Source organism: Streptomyces sp. CNQ329, from assembly GCF_000482585.1.
On record NZ_AXVU01000022.1, the window covers coordinates 1 to 20,895 of the forward strand.

Consider the following 20,895-nt stretch of genomic DNA (forward strand, 5'->3'; position numbering starts at 1 on the left):
CAGGCCGAGGAAGACGCCCACGTCGCCGATGGCGTACATCGTGCTCCCAACTGCTTCGGTGCGGTGCTGGCCAGGGAGTTGGCGCCGTACGCGCGCATCCACGTTATGCAGACCTGCCGCCCGCGAACGGCCGGGCATTGCGCTCGGCGAGGCGGTGGTCGGACCTCTCATCAGCGTCTCCAACGGCACCCCTCGGGCCCGGTGACACCACCCCCCAGGTCATCCGTTCGACAGGGGGGAACAGTCATGCCGGGCCCGGAGGCCAGCGGCCCTCTTGCAGGACCGCGAAAAACATAACGGGGGCGTCGCCGTACGAGGGTGCCCGAGCCCCGCGCGACCCCCGTACCCGGTGCCTGACGCCGACCGCCCGGGGCCGTACGGCGTCGTGCTCCGTCAGCCCGCGACCTCGGCCGCGAAGTGGTCCACCATCTCCATCGACTGATCGGCGTTGAGCCGGGGGTCGCACGGCGGCGCCGGGTGACCGTCGGCGGCCGTGGCGACGCTCTCGTGGCATTCGCACACGTCATACGGGGTGACTTCGAGGTGCAGCCCACCCGGGTGGTGCCCGGCCCGCCGCAGACTGCGGACGAACGTCGTGACCTCGGAGCGCAGATCGGGCAGCAGCCGGAACTTGGAGTTGCCGAGTTTCCGCGTGTTGCCGTGCATCGGATCGCACTGCCAGAGCACCGGTGAACTGGCCTCCGTCACCGCCTTGATGGCCGGGTCGATATGGTCCGCCGCGCCCTCGGCGCCCATGCGGAGAATGACACTGAGTCGCCCGTGCTCGCCTTCCGGATTGAGGGTGCGGACGACGTCGAATACGTCGTACGGAGTCGCGGAAGGGCCGAACTTCACGCCCACCGGATTCGCGATGGAACGCGCCCACTGGATATGCCAGTTCCATAGTCTGCGGGTGCGTTCCCCGATCCACACCAGGTGTCCGGTGGTGGCATAAAGCGTGTCGCGGCCCCGGGTCATCGGCTCCTCGTAATCACGGAGGAGAGCTTCGTGGGAAACGAATACCCGGTGTTTTCCCTGCGGTTCCTGGCGGAGGAGTTCCAGAGTTTCCGCCGAGGCGTGATAACTCTCCAGCAGACGCCACGGATCGGGCTTTCTGGCGTCGGCTTCCGGCGTGCGCCGGTTGACCGCGTCGCCGCGGTAGACGGCCAGCTCTTCGCCGCTGGGCAGCACTTCGGTGGGGCTGCTGCGCGGTTTGGCGTGCTGGCCGGCCATACGGGCGAGCAGGACGGCTTCCTTTCCGGTGCGTTCGGCGAGCCGGTCCGCCATGCGCTGGTAGAGCCGCAGCCGCTCCCCGACGTATTCCGGTTCGGCCATGTCGAACAGCTCTGCGCATTCGCCCACGTGCAGGAGGTGGGCGTCCCCGGCCTCCACACGGGCCAGGAGGCCGCGCAGCGCGAGCACGTCCGGCTGCTCGACGAGGGCGGGCTTGACGCCGAGTTCGGCGCGTGCCTGGCCGAGTTCCGGGTCGTATTCCCACGACGGTTGCTGGGCCGCGACAAGGCGGCTCCACGCGTCGAGGTGGGCCCGGTATGCGCTCTGTGCGCCGCCGGGCACCGACGTTTCGGCTAAAGAGGTGTCCTGATGGTCCATGAGACGGGGTTCCCCCACCGTGAGTCAGATGCCGGAGTGTTGGATTCCCCTCACTTTAACCGGGAGTCGGTGGTGTGCAAGTGAAGGCGAGATGGGGGGCGGATAACGGATCCAACCGCTGGCAGGAACCTGTTAACCAGGCCGCATTGTGATCAAGGGATGCCGTCCGCATACCCTGATCAGGAACTGTTTGCCGAGTCGATCGGACGGCTCGATAAGTGGGGGCAGCGGACAGTTGAGGAGCGTACTGAAGATCCCATGTGGGGAGCGGTTCGTATGACCGAAAGTGTCGTCGGACAAGCCGGTCGGTTACGGGAAGTGCGCAGCAGGAAAACGCGGTCCGAACTCGATGAACTCGAACCTGTAACGGGCAGTGCCGCAGCCCTGGCGGTGCATCTCGAAAATCACCCGACCGTCATTATGCCCATCGACTCGCTGATCCTCGGGAATACGCCGCGGCAGTCCGAGGAAAACGCCGAGCACATCCGGGTGCTCGCCGAGGCGGTGGACCGGCTGCCGCCGATCACGGTCCACCGGCCCACGATGCGGGTCATCGACGGGATGCACCGGGTCCGGGCCGCCCAGTCGAAGGGCTGGGAGGCGATCGAGGCCCGGCTGATCGACTGCGACGACGACACCGCGTACCTGATCGCGGTGCACGCCAACGTCACCCACGGCCTTCCGCTCACGCTGGCGGACCGGAAGGCCGCGGCCCGGCACATCGTCGGTATCCACCCGGAGTGGTCCGACCGGGCCATCGCCGCGGCGGCCGGGATCTCGCACAAGACCGTCGGCACCATCCGGGCCCGTACGACTGGGGAGATTCCCCACCTGGACACCCGGCTCGGCAAGGACGGCCGGATGCACTCGGTGAACACCGCGGCCAAGCGCCGCCAGGCTGCGGCGCTGATGCGGGCCGACCCGGCGGCGGGGCTGCGCACAATCGCACGGGCGACGGGGTTGTCCCCGTCCACGGTCCGTGACGTGGTGCAGCGGACGGGCCGGGGCGAGGACCCGGTGCCGGCCAGGTACAGAGACCCGGGCGCGGAGGCCGCGGCCGAGCGCTGCGAGGGGGACGACCCCGTCCGGGCGGACGGGGACCCGGGGACGCGGGTGCCGGTGCGGTCCGCCGGCGTGGACCGGGGCGCCGTGCTGGAGAAGCTGAGCAACGACCCGTCGGTCCGGTTCAGCGACTCCGGCCGCCAGGCCATCCGCTGGCTCCAGCGGCACGCGGTCGCCCCGGAGGCGATGCGCGACGTCGGCTCCAGCCTGCCCAAACACTGGGCGCCGGTGGTCGCCGACCTCGCCCGGAGCTGCGCCGCCGCCTGGGCGGTGCTGGCCGAGGAGCTGGAGCACCGCGTGCGAACCGACGCCGGCTGAGCCTGGTTGGACAGCGCCGCCGCGGCATAGAGTTCGCAAATCAAGCGTAATCACGCACTTCCTTTCTTTTCGGTTGTCAACCGAGCATGTCCGCAAACTCGTTGAGAGCTGGGTCGCATGCAGGGGAACGACGTTTTTCTCGCTGGCATAGGAACGGCCGCCACCGAAAGCGTGGCGACCGCAGAGGCGGTACGTCAGGGCTGGTACGACGCGGACGAGCGGGAGCGCGGCGGCCTGGAGTCCGTCACCGTCGCCGGCTCCGCCCCGGCGCCCGATCTCGCCGTGGAGGCCCCCAGAGTGGCGCTGGGCCGGTCAGGGCACTCCGCGGCCGACATCGGCGCCGCCTTCCACGCCCACATCCACTCGCCGGGTCCGGGGCGCTGGTCCGCGCAGCACTACATCAACCGCCACGCCGTCGAGCCGCGCCGGATGATCTCCGTCGAGGTCCGCAACGGGTGCGTCGGCTTCTTCTCCGGTCTGCGCCTGGCCATGAGCCACCTCCTGGCCGAGCCGGAGCAGCCGGCCGCGTTGCTCACCTGCGCCGACAACTTCGGCGCGCCGTCGGTGCACCGCTGGCGCGCGTGCGAGCAGTTCGTGCTGGCCGACGGCGGCGGCGCCGTGGTGCTCTCGCGCCGGCGCGGGTTCGCCCGGGTGGTGGCCATCGAGTTCGCCTCCGGCACCGGGCCGGCGCCGCGGCGGCGCGGCGCGCTCGGCTTCCGGGAGCGGATGGAGTACTTCGCCAAGAAGTCGTGGAACGGCGACGGCTCCCGGCCCGCAGAACCCGGCGCGGTGCTCGAAGACGCCGCGGAGCGGGCGCTGCAGAGCGCCGGGGCCGTCATGGACGACATCGCCCGGGTCGTCCACGACGGGTTCACCCGGCAGGGACTGCACGAGGTGGTCCTCGGCCCGCTGGGCATCGAGGAGGAGCGCAGCACCTGGGAGTTCACCCGGCGCGTCGGGCACGCGGGGCCGGTCGACCAGATACGCGGCCTGGCGCACGTATGGGAGGGCGGCGAAGTCGGAAAGGGGGACCGCGTGCTGCTGCTGAGCTGCGTTCCCGGAAGGGAAGCGGCATGCGCCGTGGTCGAGATTCTTGAGTCGGCTGACAGGTGAAGAGGGGTTGTCTCTAGTGCGAAAGCGGGGGAGCGTCACCTACCCGAGTACATTCATCGGCGATGCGATATACGCAACTGAACTCCCGGCGGATCTGCTGGGATCGCTCTTCGCCTCGTTACCGCGGGCGGATCAGCGCCGCAAGGGCATCGAATACGTCACGGGCCTGCTGCACACCCCGGGACGGAAATCGGCGCGGAACATGGCCAGCCGGATCGGCGGCCGGGCGGCGGACCAGAGCCTGCACCACTTCATCAACCAGTCCACCTGGGCGTGGCGGCCGGTGCGCCAGGCGCTCGCCCACTACCTCCTCCCGCGCTTTCCCGTCGACGCCTGGGTGGTGCGCAGGGCCCTGGTGCAGAAGGTCGGCGAGCACTCCGTCGGCGTCGCCCGCCGGTTCGTCCCGGCGGTGGGCCGGGTGCTCAACGCCCAGCAGGCCGTGGGCGTGTGGGCCGCGTCCGGGGAGCGCAGCACCCCCCTCGACTGGGAGCTGCACCTGCCGCAGGGCTGGCTCGACGACCCCGTGAGGCGACGGCGCGCGGCGATACCCGACGACGCCGTCCCGGAGAGCTACGCGGACCAGATCACCCGGCTCTGCCTCGGCCTGGTACACGACTGGGACCTGCCGATACGCCCCGTGGTGCTGGACGCCCGCGGGCTGAACGTGGGGACGATCGTCGGCGGGCTCGGCCGGGCCGGCATCCCCGTCATGGCCCGCGTGGACGAGTCGGTGCCGCTGATGGTCGCGGACCGCGCGCTCACCGGGCACCGGGTGTCCTCGCGGATCCCGGCGGGCGAGCTGATGCGCGCCTCCCGGGGCGCGCGGCGGCCGGTGCGGTGGTGGGACCACATGGCGGGCGGCGTACGCATGGGCCAACTGGCGGGCGTCACCGTCGGACTGGTCGACCGCGCCACCGGGTCGGCCCTGCCGCGCGGCGGGGGCAGCCTCACGCTGATGGGACTGACGGAGCGCGGCAAGCGCGAGACGCCGCAGCTCTGGCTCACCGACCTGCCGGCGGCGCAGCCCGCCCCGCTGCTCCGGCTGTGCACGCTGCTGAAGCGGGTCGATCACGACTACGCCGGCACCGCGAAAAGCGTCGGCATAGAAGACTATGTAGGCCGTTCATTCTGCGGCTGGCACCGGCACATGACACTTGCGTCGGTCGCCCACGCCGTTTCTCTGCTGCTGTCCGGAAACCGTGACATGGCACTGGCCGTGCCGTCCTGAACACGGCCGCCACCACCTGACGAAGTACGCCGGGGTGCGTTGCCGTGCAACCACCCGGCGCCACAGGATCACGCATGCCGCGTTCTCGCGGAAGGAGGACCGACACATGGAGGAAAAAGTCGCATTGGTCACTGGAGCGGCCGGGGGAATAGGTGCCGCGGTGGCCGCGGCACTGGGTGAACGCGGCGTACGCGTCGCCGCGGTGGACCTCGACGCCCGCCGCCTCTCCCAGACGGTGGAGAAGCTCGCCGCGGACGGCATGGCCGCGGAGGCGTTCCCCGCCGACGTCACCGACCCGGCGGACGTCGAGGACGTCGTCGGGTCGGTGGAGGACCGCCTGGGCCCCCTGGACTTTCTCGTGAACACCGCCGGCGTGCTGCGCCTCGGCGCGGTCTGCGAACTCACCGACCAGGACTGGTACACCACCTTCTCGGTGAACACCACCGGCGTCTTTCTGATGTCGCGCGCCGCCGTCGTCCGCATGGTGCCCCGCCGTCGCGGTGCGATCGTCACCGTGGCCTCGAACGCCGCGGGCACGGCCCGTACCGAGATGGCCGCCTACTCCGCTTCCAAGGCCGCCGCGACGATGTTCACGCGGTGCCTGGGGCTGGAGGTCGCCCGGTACGGCATCCGCTGCAACGTGGTGGCGCCCGGCTCGACCGACACCCCGATGCTCAGCTCCATGGGCGGCGGGGAGGTCGACCGCCACGGCCTGGTCGCCGGCCACCCGGAGGACTACAAGGTCGGCATCCCGCTCGGCAAGCTCGCCCAGCCGTCCGACGTCGCCGACGCCGTCGCGTTCCTGCTCTCCGACGGCGCGGGGCACATCACCATGCACAGCCTCACCGTCGACGGCGGCGCCACCCTCGGCGTGTAGCCGGGGCGTACCGGGGCGCAGCACACGGGGCCGGGGGCTCCACGCGGCCACCCGCACCGGGCGGGAGCCGACAGCACGTCACCAGCAACCGACGGCTCCCAGCGGGGGCCGGTCGACAACCACGGGAGCACCATGGCCGGCATTCCCACCACGGAGCCGTACGCGATGCCGAGCGCATACGACCTGCCCGAGAACATCGCCTCGTGGACCGTGCAGCCCGATCGCGCGGTGCTGCTCATCCACGACATGCAGCGCTTCTTCCTCAGGGCGCTGCCGGACTCGCCGCGGGACGAACTGCTCGCCAACGCCGCCCGGTTACGCGGGCACTTCACCACCCGGGGCGCCCCGGTGGCGTACACCGCCCAGCCCGGCGGCATGACCGCGCAACAACGCGGTCTGCTCAAGGAGTTCTGGGGCCCCGGCATGGACAGCTCCCCGGAGCACCGGGAGATCGTGCCGTGGCTGGCGCCCGCGGGCGGCGACTGGGTGTTCACCAAATGGCGCTACAGCGCCTTCTTCGCCTCCGACCTGCTCGCGCGGATGCGGGCGCAGGGGCGCGACCAACTCGTCGTCTGCGGCGTTTACGCACACATCGGGGTGCTGATGACCGCGGTGGAGGCGTTCAGCAACGACATCGAGACGTTCCTGGTCGCGGACGCCGTCGCCGACTTCACCGCCGACCGTCACCGGCAGGCGCTGGAGTACGCGGCCCGGTGCTGCGCCGTCGTGACCACCGTCAAGGAGGTCGTCTCATGACCCCGGACCCGCTCGGTCCCGTACTGGCGGCGCAGCCACCGCCGTTCGCCCTGCTCTACCGGCCCGAGTCGGGCGGCCCGGAGCGACTCGACGTGCTCGTCGGGCGGATGTCCGCCGCCGGCACCCTCGCCGGCGTCCCGCTGCCGCCCGCCGCCCCCTACCCGGGCGGCGCGCGGCACGACGCGCTGGTACTCGTGCCGTACCGGCAGATCGCCGAGCGCGGGTACGCCTGCGTGGACGACGGCGAGCCGCTGCTGACGATGACCGTGACCCGGCAGGACACCATGCCCCTGGCCGACGCGCTGCGCCGGCTGCCCGACGTGCCGACCGAGCTGACAGGCGGGCACTTCACGCCGGACGACGAGTCGTACGCGGCCACCGTGCGGGACGTCGTCGCGGACGAGATCGGCATGGGAGAGGGCGCGAACTTCGTCGTCAAGCGCTCCTACCAGGCCCGGATCCGGGACTACTCGACGCGGTGCGCACTGTCCTTCTTCCGCAGCCTGGTGGGCAAGGAGACCGGCGCGTACTGGGTCTACCTGGTGCACACCGGCACCCGCACGTTCGTCGGCGCCTCGCCCGAGCGGCACGTCAGCCTCGGCGACGGTGTGGCCGTGATGAACCCGATCAGCGGCACGTACCGCTACCCGCCCTCCGGGCCGGCGCTGGGCGAGTTGCTGGAGTTCCTCGCGGACCGCAAGGAGACCGACGAGCTGTACATGGTCCTCGACGAGGAACTGAAGATGATGTCGCGCATCTGCGACGGTGGTTCGCGGGCCGTCGGCCCGTACCTGAAGGAGATGGCGCGGCTCGCGCACACCGAGTACCTCATCGAGGGACGCAGCAGCCGCGACCCCCGCGACATCCTGCACGAGACGCTGTTCGCCCCCACCGTCACCGGCAGCCCGCTGGAGAGCGCCTGCAGGGTGATCGAGAAGTACGAGCCCGCAGGGCGCGGCTACTACAGCGGCGTCGTCGCCCTCATCGGCCGCGACGGGAGGGGTGCCCGCACCATGGACTCCTCCATCCTCATCCGCACGGCGGACATCGACGCCGAGGGGCGCATCGACATCGGCGTCGGCGCCACCCTGGTCCGGCACTCCGACCCCCTCTCGGAGGTGGCGGAGACCAAGGCCAAGGCGGGCGGCCTGCTGGCCGCGCTGGAGGGCGGGCGGCAGCCGTCGCTCGCCGACCACCCCAGCGTGCGCGAGGCCCTGGCCGGGCGCAACGCGACCATCTCCGGTTTCTGGCTGGCCGGCGGCGCCGCGGACGGCGCCGCGCCGCCGGCGCCGGCGCTCGCGGGGCTGAAGGTGGGCGTCGTCGACGCCGAGGACACCTTCACCTCGATGCTCGACGAGCAACTCCGCTCCCTCGGGCTGTCGGTGCGGGTGACGCGCTACGACGAGGACCACTCGTTCGCCGACCACGACCTCGTCGTCATGGGCCCCGGCCCCGGCGACCCGCGGGACGGCGGGCACCCGAAGATCGCCTTCCTGCGCGCGGCCGTCGACGCCCTGCTCGACGGGGGCCGCCCGTTTCTCGCCGTCTGCCTGAGCCACCAGGTCCTCAGCTCCCTGCTGGGCCTGGACCTGGTGCGCCGCGAGGTCCCCAACCAGGGGACGCAGCGGGAGATCGACCTCTTCGGCGAGCGGGAGACCGTCGGGTTCTACAACACGTTCGCCGCCCGGTGCCACGAGGACAAGGCCGAACTGCCCCGCGCCGGGCTGGTGGAGGTGAGCCGGGACCGGCACACCGGGGAGGTGCACGCGCTGCGTGCGCGCCGCTTCGCATCCGTCCAGTTCCACGCCGAGTCCGTCCTCACCCGCAACGGCCCGCGGATCCTCTCGCGGCTGCTGACCGACCTGCTCGGCGCATGAGGTGATGCCGTGTTCTTCCGCACGCTGGTCAAGCGCGTCCTGGTCGACGGGCTGCTAGGGCAGACGTGGGCCGCCCTCGTGGCCCTGGGCTCGTTCCACCTCATGGGCGCGATGAGGTGCGGCGCCGCTGAGCTCGTCCCCCCTCACGGGCGCGCTGAGGGACGGCGCCGCCGAGCGGAGCGGGGTCCGGCCGTACGCGCACGCGCCCGGAATTCCCGTGCGCTGAAGGTGCCGCGCCTTTCCGAGCCGCCGCCGGGACACCCCGAGCGGCTTCTTCCCGACGCCGCGCTGACTGAGCAGGAGGAATTGCTCCTGCGTCAAATGCGGCGGCGCCGGCCGTGATCCGGGATCCGCAGGTGCAGGCTTTTCGCGCTGACTTGACGGACCCCGCGGGCGACCGTTGACCGTGTTCCCTTTCCCTCGCGAAGCTGCTCGTTATGACTGATATCCCGATGGGGGAAGGCCCCCTCTTCGAAGTCCGCGCCGAGACCCGCGTCGCCGCCTCGGCGGCGGAGCTGTACGCGACCGTCAGTGACCTCCCGCGCAGCGGTGCGTGGAGCCCCGAGTGCCGGGGCGGCGAGTGGATCACCGGCGAGCCCGCGACCGTGGGCGCCGTCTTCCGTGGCCGGAACTACCGCAGCAAAGACGTCGTGGCCTGGGCGCCCGTCGTCCGCGGCGAGTGGGCCACCGAGTCCGAGGTCGTCGCCGCCGTGCCGGGGCGCCGGTTCGGCTGGTCGATGCGCAACCGCGCCGGACAGCGCCAGGAGAGCATCTGGTCGTACGAGATCAAGCCCGCCGGCGACGGCGCCGTCCTGGTGCACAGCTTCTGGATGGGAAAGGCCACCGAGGGCATCCGCGGCATTATCGCGAACATGTCGGAGACGGAAAAGAAGGAGTTCTTCGCCGACTGGGCGGTGAAGCTCAAGAGCGACATGGAGGCCACGGTCCAGCGCATCAAGGACGTCGTGGAGAAGAACTGAAGAACGGCTTCGGCGGCGCTTCCGCGCCGCCGGGTTCCCGAGGTATTCGCAGCCTTTTGCGCGAGAGGGCGGATGGAAATGCTGCTGCAACGCATAGGGAACAACGGTCTCCGGCTCGGGACGCTCTTCGAGCGCGCGGCGTCACGCTGTCCGGCGAACGTGCTGATCCTCGACCACGACCTGGACATCGCCCCCGGCCTCGGCCGGCGGGCCACCGTCGCGGAGGTGGCCGACCTGGTGGCGGACTACGCCTCCCGGCTGCGGGCCGCCGGTATCCGTCCGGGGGAGCGGGTGGTGGTCTACAAGTCCGACGGCTTCGACATCATGCTGCTCGCCTGTGCGGCCAACCGCATCGGCGCGGTGCCGGTGCTGCTCTCGCCGAAGCTCGACGGCGCGACCACCACCGAACTGGTCCGCCGCACCGACCGGCCCCACCTGCTCACCGATCAGGCCAAGCTCGACGACGAACTGCCCGAGGAGGTCTTCGGGCTGGCCGAGAGCGTGCTCCTGACCACCGGTCACCACCCGGACGCGGGGAAGCTCGCCGACCTGGCCGGCAGCCCCCGGGTGCCGGCGATCGCCATGCCGGCCGACCACCCGATGCTCATCACGCACACCTCCGGCACCACCGGCGTCCCCAAGCTCGCCGTGCACACGGCACGCACCATGCAGGCCCGGTACCGGCCGCAGCGGATGTCGATCCTGCCCTTCATCCGCCGGCGCGAGACGATCGCGATCCACGTCTCGTTCGTCCACTCGCGACTGGTCACCGCCCTGGCCATCTCCCTGCTGAACAGCTTCCCCGTGGTGGTGCTCCGCGACGGCGAACCGGAGCCGACGGCGGACCTGTTCACGCGGTTGCGCCCGGGCATCCTGGAGGCGCATCCCAACTCGTACATGAGCTGGGAGCCGCTGGCCGACGACCCGCGCGGGCCGCTTGCCAACGTGAAGCTCTTCAGCAGCACCTTCGACGCGATCCACCCGCGCACCGTGCACCGGCTGCTGCACGCCTCGAAGCGGCGGGCACCGCTGTTCGGGCAGATCTACGGGCAGAGCGAGATCGGCCCGGCGATGGTACGGGCGTTCACCAAGCGGCGCGCGCTGGACGCCGACGGCCGCTGCGTCGGCACCCCCGTACCCGGCATGACCGACGCCCGCGTCGTCAGCCGGGACGGCCGGCCGCCGTCGCGGGAGAACCCCGGGTTCATCGAGGTGCGCAGCGACGGGCGGATCAAGACCTACCTCGGCGAGCCGGAGCGCTACGCGCAGCAGCTCGACGACGGCTGGTGGCGGATGGGCGACGTGGGCTACCGGACGAAGTGGGGCTGTGTCCACCTGCTCGACCGCGAGGTCGACCTGATCCCCGGTTTCGGCAGCACCCTGGCCGCCGAGGACGCCCTGTTCGCGAAGCTCGACGCGCTCGCCGAGGTCGTCATCGTGCCCGGCGCCGACGGCACCGCCGTACCCGTCGTGTGCACCAAGGACGGCCGGCCGCTGGACCCGGAGACCTGGCGGAGCGCGGCGGCCGAGCTGCCGGCGATGGCCGACCCGGTGTACTACCGGCTGGCAGACCTGCCGCAGACCGCGACGAAGAAGATCAAACGACTGGAGCTGGCGCGGCAGCTGACCGCCGCCGGCTCGCCCGAGTAGGGGGCGTCCCATGGCGAGGATAGTTGTCGTCGGCGGCGGCATCGGCGGCCTGGCCACGGCCCTCAGCGTCGCAGGCCGCGGGCACCGCGTCGTCGTACTGGAGCGCAGCGACGAGTTCGCCGAACTGGGCGCCGGCATCCAGCTCGCACCGAACGGGATCCACGCGCTCGACCGCCTGGGACTCGGCGAACGGGTGCGCGCGGGCGCGGTGCACATCGACGAACTGCGGTTCATGGACGGCGTCAGCGGTGCGCACGTGAACAGCCTGCCGCTGAAGGGCGCGTACCGGCGCCGGTTCGGCAACCCGTACGTCGTCGTCCACCGCGGCGAGCTGTACCGGCTGCTGCTGGCCGCCTGCCGCGACTCGGACGCCGTCGAGCTGCGCGCCCGCGCCGATGTCACCGGCTACCGCCAGGACGAGTCCCGCGCCACCGTGCTGCTCGACACCGGCGAGCGGGTCACCGGCGAGGTGGTGATCGGGGCCGACGGCATCCACTCGGCGATCCGCCGGCAGCTCGTCGGCGACGGCGCGCCGCGCGTCTCGGGCATCACCGTGTACCGCACCATCATCCCGATGGAGCGGGTCCCGGAGGAGCTGCGCTGGAACGCCGTCACCTGGTGGGCGGGCCCCGGCTGCCACTTCGTGCACTACGCCATCGCCGGCGGGCGCTATCTCAACCTCGCGCCCAGCGTGGAGAACGGGGCCACGGAGGCGTTCGCCGGCATCCCCGCGCGCAAGGCCGACGTCCTGGCGGCCTTCGCCCCGCTCAGCGGCGTCGCGCAGCGGCTGCTGGAGCTGGGGGAGGAGTGGAAGTCCTGGGTGCTGATCGACCGGGACCCGGTGGACACCTGGACCGACGGCCGGGTGGCGCTGCTCGGCGACGCCGCCCACCCGATGCTCCACTACGCCGCCCAGGGCGCCTGCCAGGCGCTGGAGGACGCGGTGCGCCTCGGCGACCTGCTCGACGGCGGCGACGACGCCGTCGCCGAGCGGCTCCGGAAGTACAACGCGGAACGCCGCGAGCGTACGGCCGCGATCACCCGCCTCGCCCGGGACAGCACCCGGCTGTGGCACCCGGCCGGAGCCGCCGCCGCCGAGCGCAACGCGGCGCTGTCGCGGCTGTCGCCGACGGAGCTGCACGACTACGTGGCGTGGATGCACGGGCCGCGGGAGTTCGGCCGGGCCGCCGTGCCCGCCCTGCCCCGGACCTGACAGACGCGCGCCGGCCCGGCGGACGAACCCCTGACGGAGCACCAGAATCGGGACTCATGCTTGCTGCTTACCTGAACGAGTGCGGCCCCCCGGACGTCATACGCTTCGGTGAGGTGCCCGAACCGCGGCCGGGAGCCGCGGACGTACTGGTCGACGTCGACGTCACCACCGTCAACGTCGTCGACGCCCTCGTGCGCTCGGGGGCCTTCCCCGTACCGATGGACGTCCCCTTCGTCATCGGGCGCGACCTGGTCGGCAGGGTGGCCGGGGGCACCCCCGCCGGCACCGGGTTCGTGCCCGGTGAGTGGGTGTGGTGCAACAGCCTCGGCCACGGCGGGCGCCAGGGCGCCGCGGCCGAGCGGGCCGTCGTGCCCGCCCACCGGCTCTACCGGCTGCCCGACGGGGTGGACCCCGTGCACGCCGTCGCGCTGCTGCACCCGGCGGCCACGGCGTACCTCGGGCTGTTCATCCACGGCCGGCTGCGCGTCGGCGAGACGGTGGTGGTCGTCGGCGGCGGCGGGAACGTGGGCAGCGCGATGGTCGTGATGGCCGCGCACGCCGGCGCCCGGGTCGTCACCACGGCGAGCGCCCGGGACGCGGAGCGCTGCCGCGCCCTGGGCGCCGACGAGGTGATCGACTACCGCGATCCGGAGGCACAGAAGGCGCTACGGGCCGCCTGCCCGGCCGGCGCCGACCTCTACGCCGACACCTCCGGCCTCAACGACCTGGACACCGCCGTCGACCTGCTGGCGCGGCGCGGCCGGGCGGTCCTGCTCGCCGGCTACGAGACCCGGCCGACGCTGCCGGCCGGGGCGCTGTACGGGGTGGACCGCTCCCTCGTCGGCTTCGCCATCTCCAACGCCACGTCGGGGGAGCTGGCCGAGGCCGCCGCCACCATCAACCGGCTGATGGCGCGCGGAGCGCTGCACCCGCCCGGCACCGAGATCGTGCCCCTGAACGAGGCCGCCGAGTCGCACCGCCGGGTCGAGTCCGGTGACGTACGCGGCAAGCTCGTCCTGCGCGTACCCGGGCGCCGGCCGTCGCAGCGGACGGCGGGGCCGGAGCCCCGGCGTACCTGAGGGCGGTCGCTTCACCGATGTGCGGCGCGCGCCGGCGGATCTCCGCCGGCGCCCGCGACGCGTCCGGCCCGCGGCAACCGGAGGGTCCTGAACGTCGCGGCGGCTTCCGGACGTACGGCGAAAGCCGCGGCCGGGACGGGGAGCGATCCCCGTCCCGGCCGCGGCTCACCCCCGTGTCCGGCGGGGGCGGAGACCTACATCCGCAGGGCGGCGTCCAGGCGGAGGGACGCGCCGTTGATCATCGTGTTGCCGATGACGTGCTCGGCGAGCGCCGCGAACTCGTCGATCTCGCCGAACCGCTTGGGGTGCGGAAGCTGGGTCCGCAGCGCCGCCAGGGTCCGCTCCGACACGTCGTCGAGCACCGCCGTGTCGAAGAGGCCGGGAGCGATGGTGACCACGCGGATGGCGTGCTCGGCCAGCTCCCGGGCCAGCGGCAGCGTCATCCCCGCGACCGCCGCCTTGGAGGCGGCGTACGCGGAGAGCCCGATCTGCCCGTCCCAGGCGGTGATCGAGGAGGTGGTGATGATGACGCCGCGGTCCTCCTCGACCAGCGGGTGGGCGGTCATCCGCGGAACCGCGTGCCGGATGGTGTTGAACGTGCCGACCAGGTTGGTCTGGATGACCGACTGGAACTCCTCCAGGCCCATCGGCCGGCTGCCCATGATGCGCTTGGTGTAGATGCCGCCGGCGCAGCAGACGAGGGTGCGCAGCTCGCCCATCTCCGCCGCCGTGTCCATGAGCCGGACGATGGCGTCGTCGTCGTTGACGTCGCCCGCGACGAACGCCGCCCGTGGGCCCAGCTCGTCGGCGGCGGCCTTGCCGGACGCCTCGGAGCGCCCCATCACCACCACCCGCGCACCGGCCTTCACCAGCCGCCGTGCGGTCGCCAGCCCCATGCCCGTGGTGCCGCCGGTTATCACCGCCACCGTGTCTTTGACCTGCACAGCACTCTCCTCCGTCCGGAGTTGTGGGATTCCTCGGTCAGGAGTCTTTCGGCTCGTACCAGCGCACGACCGCCGCACCGGCGCTCATCCCGGCGCCCACGGACAGCACGGCGAGCAGGTCGCCGTCGCGGAACGGGCGCTCCTCGTGCGCCAGTGAGAGGGCCAGCGGGGCAGAGGAGGTGGCCGTGTTGCCCGTGAACCGGCCGTAGGTCGGCATCACGTCGGAGTCCACCCCCAGGGACTCGCTCAGCCAGGTCACCAGCTTGGGGTTGGCCTGGTGGACGAGGACCCGGTTGAGCTGCTCCAGCCGCACGCCGGCCTTGGCCAGCGCGGAGTTGAGGAGCTTCGGGCCCATCTCCATGACGACGTTCTTCACGCCGCGGCCGTTCATCCGGAAGTACTCGCCGTGCTCCGGCGTGTACGCGTACTCGGCCTTCGAGCCGTCGGCCCACAGGTCGAGGGCGAGGATGCCGTAGCCGTCGGGGACCTCGCCGAGCTGCACGGCCGCCGCGCCGTCACCGAAGAGCGGCGCCGTCTTGCGGTCCGCCGGGTCGATGCACCGGGAGAAGGTGTCGGCGCCGATCACGACCGGGCGCGCCACGATGCCCGCGCCGAACATCCCGGTGGCGGAGGCCAGCGCGGACAGGAACCCGGAGCAGCTGGAGTTGACGTCGAAGGCGGGCACGCCGGTCAGGCCCAGATTGTCCTGTACGTACGACGCGGTCGCCGGGGCCGGGCTGTCGGGGCTGCCGGTGCCCAGGACGATCAGGTCCGGCGGCAGGCCGGCCGGAGCGCTCGCAATCGCCCGGCGGGCGGCCTCCGTTGCGAGATCGGACGTCTTCATCTCCGGCGGCGCGTAGTGCCGGCTCTGGATGCCGGTCCGCGAGGTGATCCAGTCGATGTCGACGCCCGCGGTCGCGGCCACCGTCTCGTTGGTCACGGGCTCGCCGGGCAGATAGTGGCCGATGCCTAGTATTCCCACTGATTTCGTGGACCGGTTGATTGCCATGAAGGCTCCTTCATTTCTTTTCTGGGCAGGGCGGACTGGCACACGCGCAGCCGGGGATCAAAAAACAGCGGACCGGTTGCCCGGATACGGGCGAACGTGCGGTCGGCCTACCTGTCCTGAATCATCTTGCGTACGACGCTGAAGCGTTCGAACTGCCCGAGGGTGTCGCGTGCCGCCGGGGCCAGCATGAATTCGTCGACGCCGGCGTCGAGCAGTTCCGTCAACTGCTCGGCCGTTTCCTCTTCGTCGCCGACGACGGCGTACTTCATCAACCGCGGGCCGTTCTCCACGCCGAACTGGCCGCGGAAGAACTGCTCGGCCTCCCTTCGGCCCGCCACCCGGTCGTGCGTGACATGGGTGAAGACGACGAGCTTGGTGAGCGGCACCCGCGCCCCCTTTTCGGTGGCGTACCGGGCGATCGTCTCCTTCGCCCGGACCACGCCGCCCGGGCTGAGCCACATGGCGAGCCAGTCCGCGTCCCAGCGCACCGCCCGGCGGATCGCGGCCTCGGACCTGCCGCCGACGAACATCGGCGGCGGTGCCGCCGGCACCGGGGCGATCGGCGGCGAGGTGATCCCGGCCGCGTTGTGCGCGGCGTCGACGGACTCGCCGCGGAGCAGCGCGTGGACGACCTCAAGTGCGTCGTCAACCCGCTTGCCGCGGCCCTCCATCGGGATGCCGGCGGCCTTGAACTCCTTGGGGTTCTCCCCGCCGACGCCGACGCCGAGCACCAGCCGGTCGCCCGAGAGCACGGCGAGGGAGGCGATCTGCTTGGCGGCCCACACGGGCTGGCGCAGCCCCAGCAGCATGACGCCGTAGGCCACGCGCAGGCGCTCGGTGGTGGCGATCGCGGCCGCCAGCGAGATGCTCGATTCGAGCAGCGGGGTGTGGAAGGTCAGATGGTCGCCGACGAAGCCGAGCGAGAACTCCAGCTCCTCGGCCAGCCGGGCGCCGCGCAACAGCTGCGGCGCACCGGTACGGAACGGATCGAAACTGGGAAGCATGACTCCTAAATTGAAATCGGAGTGTGTTCCCGCTGCCGTGACCACGTCGAGCTCCTCTCACGGACCTGTGTGTCCTGGACGTGCGAAACCCACACTGAAAAGGACACCGCGAGAGAGGGAAAGAGTCCAACAGGGCCGGACGGGTCTGTCAGGTCATGCACATGGGCGTCAGCCGCCGGATGCGACCTGTGCTTCGATCCCGTCGAGCGCGTAGTTGAGCCCCAGATGGAAATTCGCTTCCCACCCGTACGCGAGCAGCTTGTGCTCGACGATGGTGGGGTACTGTTCCTTGCGGAGGTCCAGTTGCTCTTGGAACGCGGCGATTTCCTCGTCGCTCCACTGAATGCTGGACTGGCTCGTGGTGGCGCCCTGGACATGGTGCAGCAGGAGCCAGAAGGCGGCCGACACGTGCTGGCCCTTCAGCCCGCCGCGCACCAGCATCGCCTGCACGGCCTCCATCCACGCCAGGAAGTTCGGCCCGATCGCCGGCCGCATCGGCAGCGCCGAGGACCACGGGTGCCTCAGCAGCATGTGCCGGCACCCGGCGAGGGCGGCGACCACGTCCTCCCGCCAGCTGGCGCCGGGCTCCGCGGGGAGGGGGGCCTCCTCGAAGATGGCGTCGATGGCGAGGTCGAAGACGTCGTCCTTGGTGTCGATGTGCCAGTAGAGCGTCGTCGCGCCGACGCCGAGGCGTTCGGCCAGCCGCCGCATGGTGAGCCGGTCCATGCCCTCGTCGTCGAGGAGGGCGATGGCCCCCTCGGTGATCCGCTCACGCGACAGCGGGGGATCTTGACGAGCGGCCGACGGACGGCGCATCCAGATGCTTCGAGCCGCGCCGGTGTCCGCGTCCGGACTCCCCGGAGGCTTGCCAACGATGATCTCCACCGCCCTTCCTGACTCGACGTGCGACGGGCGACTCATCGTACAGTGATCGGCACCGTAGCCGTCGGGTGAGAACAGGTCGTGACCAGCGGCACCCCGCGCCGTCCGGGGACTGCGCGGGATGCCTGCGGATCACGTCGACGTGGTGTGCGCTCCGGCCTCAGTGCTCCAGCTTGACCTTCGGAAGGATCCGCTCCAGCGGCGCCGGCAGCCACCAGGCCCAGCGGCCCAGCAACTGCATGACGGCGGGGACGATCAGGCAGCGGATGATGACTGCGTCGACGAAGATCGCGACCGCCATGCCGAAGCCGATCTGCTGGAGGAGCACCTGGTCGCTGAACATGAACGAGCCGAACACCACGATCATGATGGCGCCCGCCGCGGTGATGACGGAGCCGGTGTGCGCCAGTCCCTCACGTACGGCCAGGGCGGTGTCCTTCGTCCGGACCCACTCCTCGTGGATGCGCGAGACCAGGAAGATCTCGTAGTCCATGGAGAGGCCGAAGACCACGGCGAAGATGAAGATCGGGATGTACGGCCCGATCGGTGTCGACTCCCCGAACACCCCGCCCTGGAACACCAGAACGGTGGCCCCGAGCGCGGCTCCGATGCTGATGAGGTTGAGCAGCGCCGCCTTGAGCGGGATCAGCACCGACCGGAAGACCACCAGCAACAGCAGCAGCGACAGCCCGACGACGACCGCGATGAACAGGGGCATCCGGCCGCCGACCTTGGTCGAGTAGTCCTCGGCGGACGCCGTGGAGCCGCCGACCAGGTACGTGGCGTCGGTGTCCGCCGCCACCCCGGGCAGCACGTCGGAGCGCAGGTGCTTCAGCAGGTCGGTGGTCTCCGAGTCCTGCGGGGCGGACTCCGGGTAGACCATCACGATGGCGGCCTTGCCGTCCTCCGTGGGCAGCGGCGGTGCGGCGGTGGCGACGCCCTCGGTGTCGGCGACGGCCGACACGGCGGTCGTGGCGGCCTGTTCGGGACCGCCCTCGCCGCCCTCGACCACGAGGAGCAGCGGGCCGTTGAAGCCGTCACCGAAGCCGTCGGCGAGGAGGTCGTACGCCTTGCGGGTGGTGGTGTCGGCCGCGTCGGTGCCCGCGTCGGCGAAGGCGAGCCGCATCTGGAAGACCGGCACGCAGAGCGCAGCCACGACCACCACGGCGGTCAGCAGCGCCGCGACGGGGCGCCGCTGGGCGCCGGCGGCCAGCTTGCGCCAGGCCGTGCCCTCGGTGCTCTTGCCCCTGGCCACGCGCTTGGCGGCCCGGGCGGTGAACTGGCGGGCGAAGCGATTGCCGAAGATGCCGAGCAGGGCCGGCAGCAGTGTCAGCGAGGCGATCATCGTCAGCAGTACGGTCATCGCGAGGGCCAGTGCCACGCCGCGCAGCGAGCCGAGGCCGAGGGTGACCAGGCCGAGCAGCGCCACGATGACCGTGCAGCCGGCGAAGAAGACCGACCGGCCCGCCGTGTCCAGCGAGTCCCTGGCGGCCTTGTCCGGCTCGACGCCCTCGGCCAGCTCGTGGCGGTACCGGGCGAAGATCAGCAGGGCGTAGTCGATGCCGACGCCGAGGCCGACCAGGACGATGACGTACTGGATCCACTCGGCGATGGTGAACGCCTGCGAGGCGAGCATGATGCCGCCGACCGCGGATCCGACGGCGAAGACCGCGGTGATCAGCGGCAGCCCCGCGGACAGGAGCGTGCCGAACATGAAGACGAGGATGACCAGGGCGGCGAGCAGGCCCAGCAGCTCGGCGGTGTACTCCTGCGACTCGGCCAGCTTCCGCGCCGCCTGGCCGCCGACCTCGACCTGGAGTCCGTCTCCCCCGGCCACCTGCGAGGCGTCGTAGATCGCCTCGGCGTCCTCCTTGGTGAACTCCTCGGCGGGGACGGTCAGCGCCACCGTCGCGTAGCCGACGGTGCCGTCCTCGGAGATGCCGGTCCCGTCCGCGTACGGGCTGTGGACGAAGGCGACCGTCTCCTCCTTCGCGACGCCGTCGAGCATGCTCTCGATGCGCTGCTCGACCTCGCCGCCGGCGAGCCCTTCCTCGTGGTGCAGGACGATCTGGATCGTGTCGCCCACCTCGCCCCCGCTGTGCCTGGCCAGGGTCTCCGCGGCCTGCTGGGACTCGGTGCCGGGCAGTGAGAAGTCCTCGCGGTAGTCGTCACCGAGCGCCGACGCGCCTGCCAGGATCCCCACGACCAGGAGCACCCAGACGCCCACCACCAGCCACTTTCTGCGAAGTGACGCGCCGGCGATACGTCCGATGACCCCTTCCTTGCGTTCGATGCGGGTGAGCTCTTCGGTGGCTGTCATGGTCTCCTCGGATTCCTTCGCTCGCATCTGGTCCGGCACGGAAAAAAAGCCGTGCCCCTGCCTGGAGCGGCAGAGGCACGGCTTGATGGACGCGTCACCGGTCGACCGCCCTGGTGCACGTCGCTGAACGATGCTCCAGTACTAGAACGTTGTACGAGGTACCGGAACAGTGTACCAGGGGGGCGGTCGGCACACAGGATGGGGCGTGTCGTTCGGGGAAACGGACAGGTCAGACGTCCATGGACATGTCGGAGAAGTTGTCGAGCACGTCCTGGACGGAGGCGTACTCGATCTTCGACTCGGTCTGCTGGAGCCCGAGCTGGAGAGCGGTGGTCACCTCCAGCACGCGCTGGGTCTGGAACTCCATCAGCGCGAGGTTGTCCTCGTGGACATGCTCTATCTTGTGCCGCGAGATGCTGCACGTCCCGTAGGGCGAGCCGTTCTCGGGCGAAAGCTGGAGCTTGACGCTCGCGCCGGTCGGGACGATGACGCAGCCCCAGTGGGCCAGCATGTTGTAGAGCTGGATCAGCGTGGTCTGCGCGCCGGAGTGCGAGGCGGAGCCCGACGCGAACACGCTCGCGGTCGTGGTCATCAGGTGCCCCGGCACCGCGATCGGCGCGGTGTGGTCGAAGAAGTGGACGATCTCCGGAGCCGGGCCGCCGAAGTGGACGGGGGAGCCGATCATGATGGAGTCCGCCCAGATCAGGTCCTCGTCCTGGACGAAGCCGTTCTCCTTCGTCTCCTCCGCCAGCTGCGCGTAGGCGTCCTTCGCCACCACCATCGTCTGGGGCAGCTCGGGGAACCGGCGCAGCCGAACCTCGGCGCCGGCCTTCTCGGCGTAGGCCGCGGCGGTGGTCGCGAGCTTGTGGACGTTCAGGCTCCGGGAGTGGTAGAGGATCGCAATCTTGACCATGAGACATTCCTCCTAGGCCGCCGCACATTCGAGTGCACCACTGCGCAGCGCTCGTCGAT

General features: G+C 71.1%; 18 protein-coding genes. 11 read left to right on the forward strand and 7 right to left on the reverse strand.

The genetic code is table 11. From position 1 onward, the window contains the following. Window positions 1-393: 393 nt before the first annotated feature. Window positions 394-1,611 (reverse strand): 3-deoxy-7-phosphoheptulonate synthase, encoded by a 1,218-nt coding sequence (locus tag I003_RS32405; protein ID WP_078564073.1) that lies wholly within the window; start codon window positions 1,609-1,611, stop codon window positions 394-396. A 420-nt stretch (window positions 1,612-2,031) separates the two neighbouring features. Between I003_RS32405 and I003_RS0116460 the strand changes: the two genes are divergently transcribed. From I003_RS0116460 to I003_RS32415, 11 genes are all read left to right on the forward strand, one after another. Continuing rightward, window positions 2,032-2,991, forward strand: a complete 960-nt coding sequence (locus I003_RS0116460; protein WP_051368274.1) for a ParB/RepB/Spo0J family partition protein — start codon at window positions 2,032-2,034, stop codon at window positions 2,989-2,991. 171 nt (window positions 2,992-3,162) lie between these two features. After that, complete coding sequence (locus I003_RS0116465; RefSeq protein ID WP_199784308.1) at window positions 3,163-4,104, forward strand: ketoacyl-ACP synthase III family protein; 942 nt, start codon at window positions 3,163-3,165, stop codon at window positions 4,102-4,104. Window positions 4,105-4,120: 16 nt separating this feature from the next. Beyond that, window positions 4,121-5,332 (forward strand): IS701 family transposase, encoded by a 1,212-nt coding sequence (locus I003_RS32410; RefSeq protein WP_486584256.1) that lies wholly within the window; start codon window positions 4,121-4,123, stop codon window positions 5,330-5,332. A gap of 106 nt (window positions 5,333-5,438) precedes the next feature. Continuing rightward, window positions 5,439-6,209, forward strand: a complete 771-nt coding sequence (locus I003_RS0116475; RefSeq protein ID WP_027772527.1) for a 2,3-dihydro-2,3-dihydroxybenzoate dehydrogenase — start codon at window positions 5,439-5,441, stop codon at window positions 6,207-6,209. Window positions 6,210-6,341: 132 nt separating this feature from the next. After that, window positions 6,342-6,965, forward strand: a complete 624-nt coding sequence (locus tag I003_RS0116480; protein WP_027772528.1) for an isochorismatase family protein — start codon at window positions 6,342-6,344, stop codon at window positions 6,963-6,965. Beyond that, window positions 6,962-8,842 (forward strand): anthranilate synthase family protein, encoded by a 1,881-nt coding sequence (locus tag I003_RS0116485; RefSeq protein WP_027772529.1) that lies wholly within the window; start codon window positions 6,962-6,964, stop codon window positions 8,840-8,842. The genes I003_RS0116480 and I003_RS0116485 overlap by 4 nt, the downstream gene beginning before the upstream one ends. A gap of 9 nt (window positions 8,843-8,851) precedes the next feature. Next, entirely contained in the window at window positions 8,852-9,184 is a 333-nt protein-coding gene (locus I003_RS36920) for a DUF6059 family protein (protein WP_027772530.1), read from the forward strand. 95 nt (window positions 9,185-9,279) lie between these two features. Continuing rightward, window positions 9,280-9,822 (forward strand): SRPBCC family protein, encoded by a 543-nt coding sequence (locus tag I003_RS0116495; protein ID WP_027772531.1) that lies wholly within the window; start codon window positions 9,280-9,282, stop codon window positions 9,820-9,822. Between the two features lie 78 nt (window positions 9,823-9,900). Then, window positions 9,901-11,472 carry an AMP-binding protein gene (locus I003_RS0116500; protein WP_027772532.1) on the forward strand — a complete coding sequence of 524 codons (1,572 nt, stop codon included), beginning with the start codon at window positions 9,901-9,903 and terminating at the stop codon, window positions 11,470-11,472. A 10-nt stretch (window positions 11,473-11,482) separates the two neighbouring features. Beyond that, window positions 11,483-12,685: an FAD-dependent oxidoreductase gene (locus I003_RS0116505; protein ID WP_027772533.1), complete on the forward strand. Its 1,203-nt coding sequence runs from the start codon at window positions 11,483-11,485 to the stop codon at window positions 12,683-12,685. Between the two features lie 56 nt (window positions 12,686-12,741). After that, on the forward strand, window positions 12,742-13,764 hold the full coding sequence (locus tag I003_RS32415; protein WP_037720993.1) for an NADPH:quinone reductase: 1,023 nt from the start codon (window positions 12,742-12,744) through the stop codon (window positions 13,762-13,764). Between the two features lie 194 nt (window positions 13,765-13,958). Here the strand turns inward: I003_RS32415 and I003_RS0116515 are convergent, their stop codons facing one another. From I003_RS0116515 to I003_RS32430, 6 genes are all read right to left on the reverse strand, one after another. Next, the gene (locus I003_RS0116515) at window positions 13,959-14,708 is read right to left on the reverse strand and encodes an SDR family NAD(P)-dependent oxidoreductase (protein WP_027772534.1); all 750 of its coding nucleotides are present in this window, start codon (window positions 14,706-14,708) and stop codon (window positions 13,959-13,961) included. Window positions 14,709-14,745: 37 nt separating this feature from the next. Then, window positions 14,746-15,717 carry a ketoacyl-ACP synthase III gene (locus I003_RS0116520; protein ID WP_037720995.1) on the reverse strand — a complete coding sequence of 324 codons (972 nt, stop codon included), beginning with the start codon at window positions 15,715-15,717 and terminating at the stop codon, window positions 14,746-14,748. Between the two features lie 107 nt (window positions 15,718-15,824). Next, window positions 15,825-16,721 (reverse strand): LLM class flavin-dependent oxidoreductase, encoded by an 897-nt coding sequence (locus tag I003_RS32420; RefSeq protein WP_051368277.1) that lies wholly within the window; start codon window positions 16,719-16,721, stop codon window positions 15,825-15,827. 168 nt (window positions 16,722-16,889) lie between these two features. Next, complete coding sequence (locus tag I003_RS32425) at window positions 16,890-17,606, reverse strand: TetR/AcrR family transcriptional regulator (protein WP_486584250.1); 717 nt, start codon at window positions 17,604-17,606, stop codon at window positions 16,890-16,892. A 157-nt stretch (window positions 17,607-17,763) separates the two neighbouring features. After that, entirely contained in the window at window positions 17,764-19,923 is a 2,160-nt protein-coding gene (locus I003_RS0116535) for an MMPL family transporter (RefSeq protein ID WP_051368278.1), read from the reverse strand. Window positions 19,924-20,152: 229 nt separating this feature from the next. Continuing rightward, on the reverse strand, window positions 20,153-20,836 hold the full coding sequence (locus tag I003_RS32430) for an NAD(P)H-dependent oxidoreductase (RefSeq protein WP_051368279.1): 684 nt from the start codon (window positions 20,834-20,836) through the stop codon (window positions 20,153-20,155). Window positions 20,837-20,895: the final 59 nt, after the last annotated feature.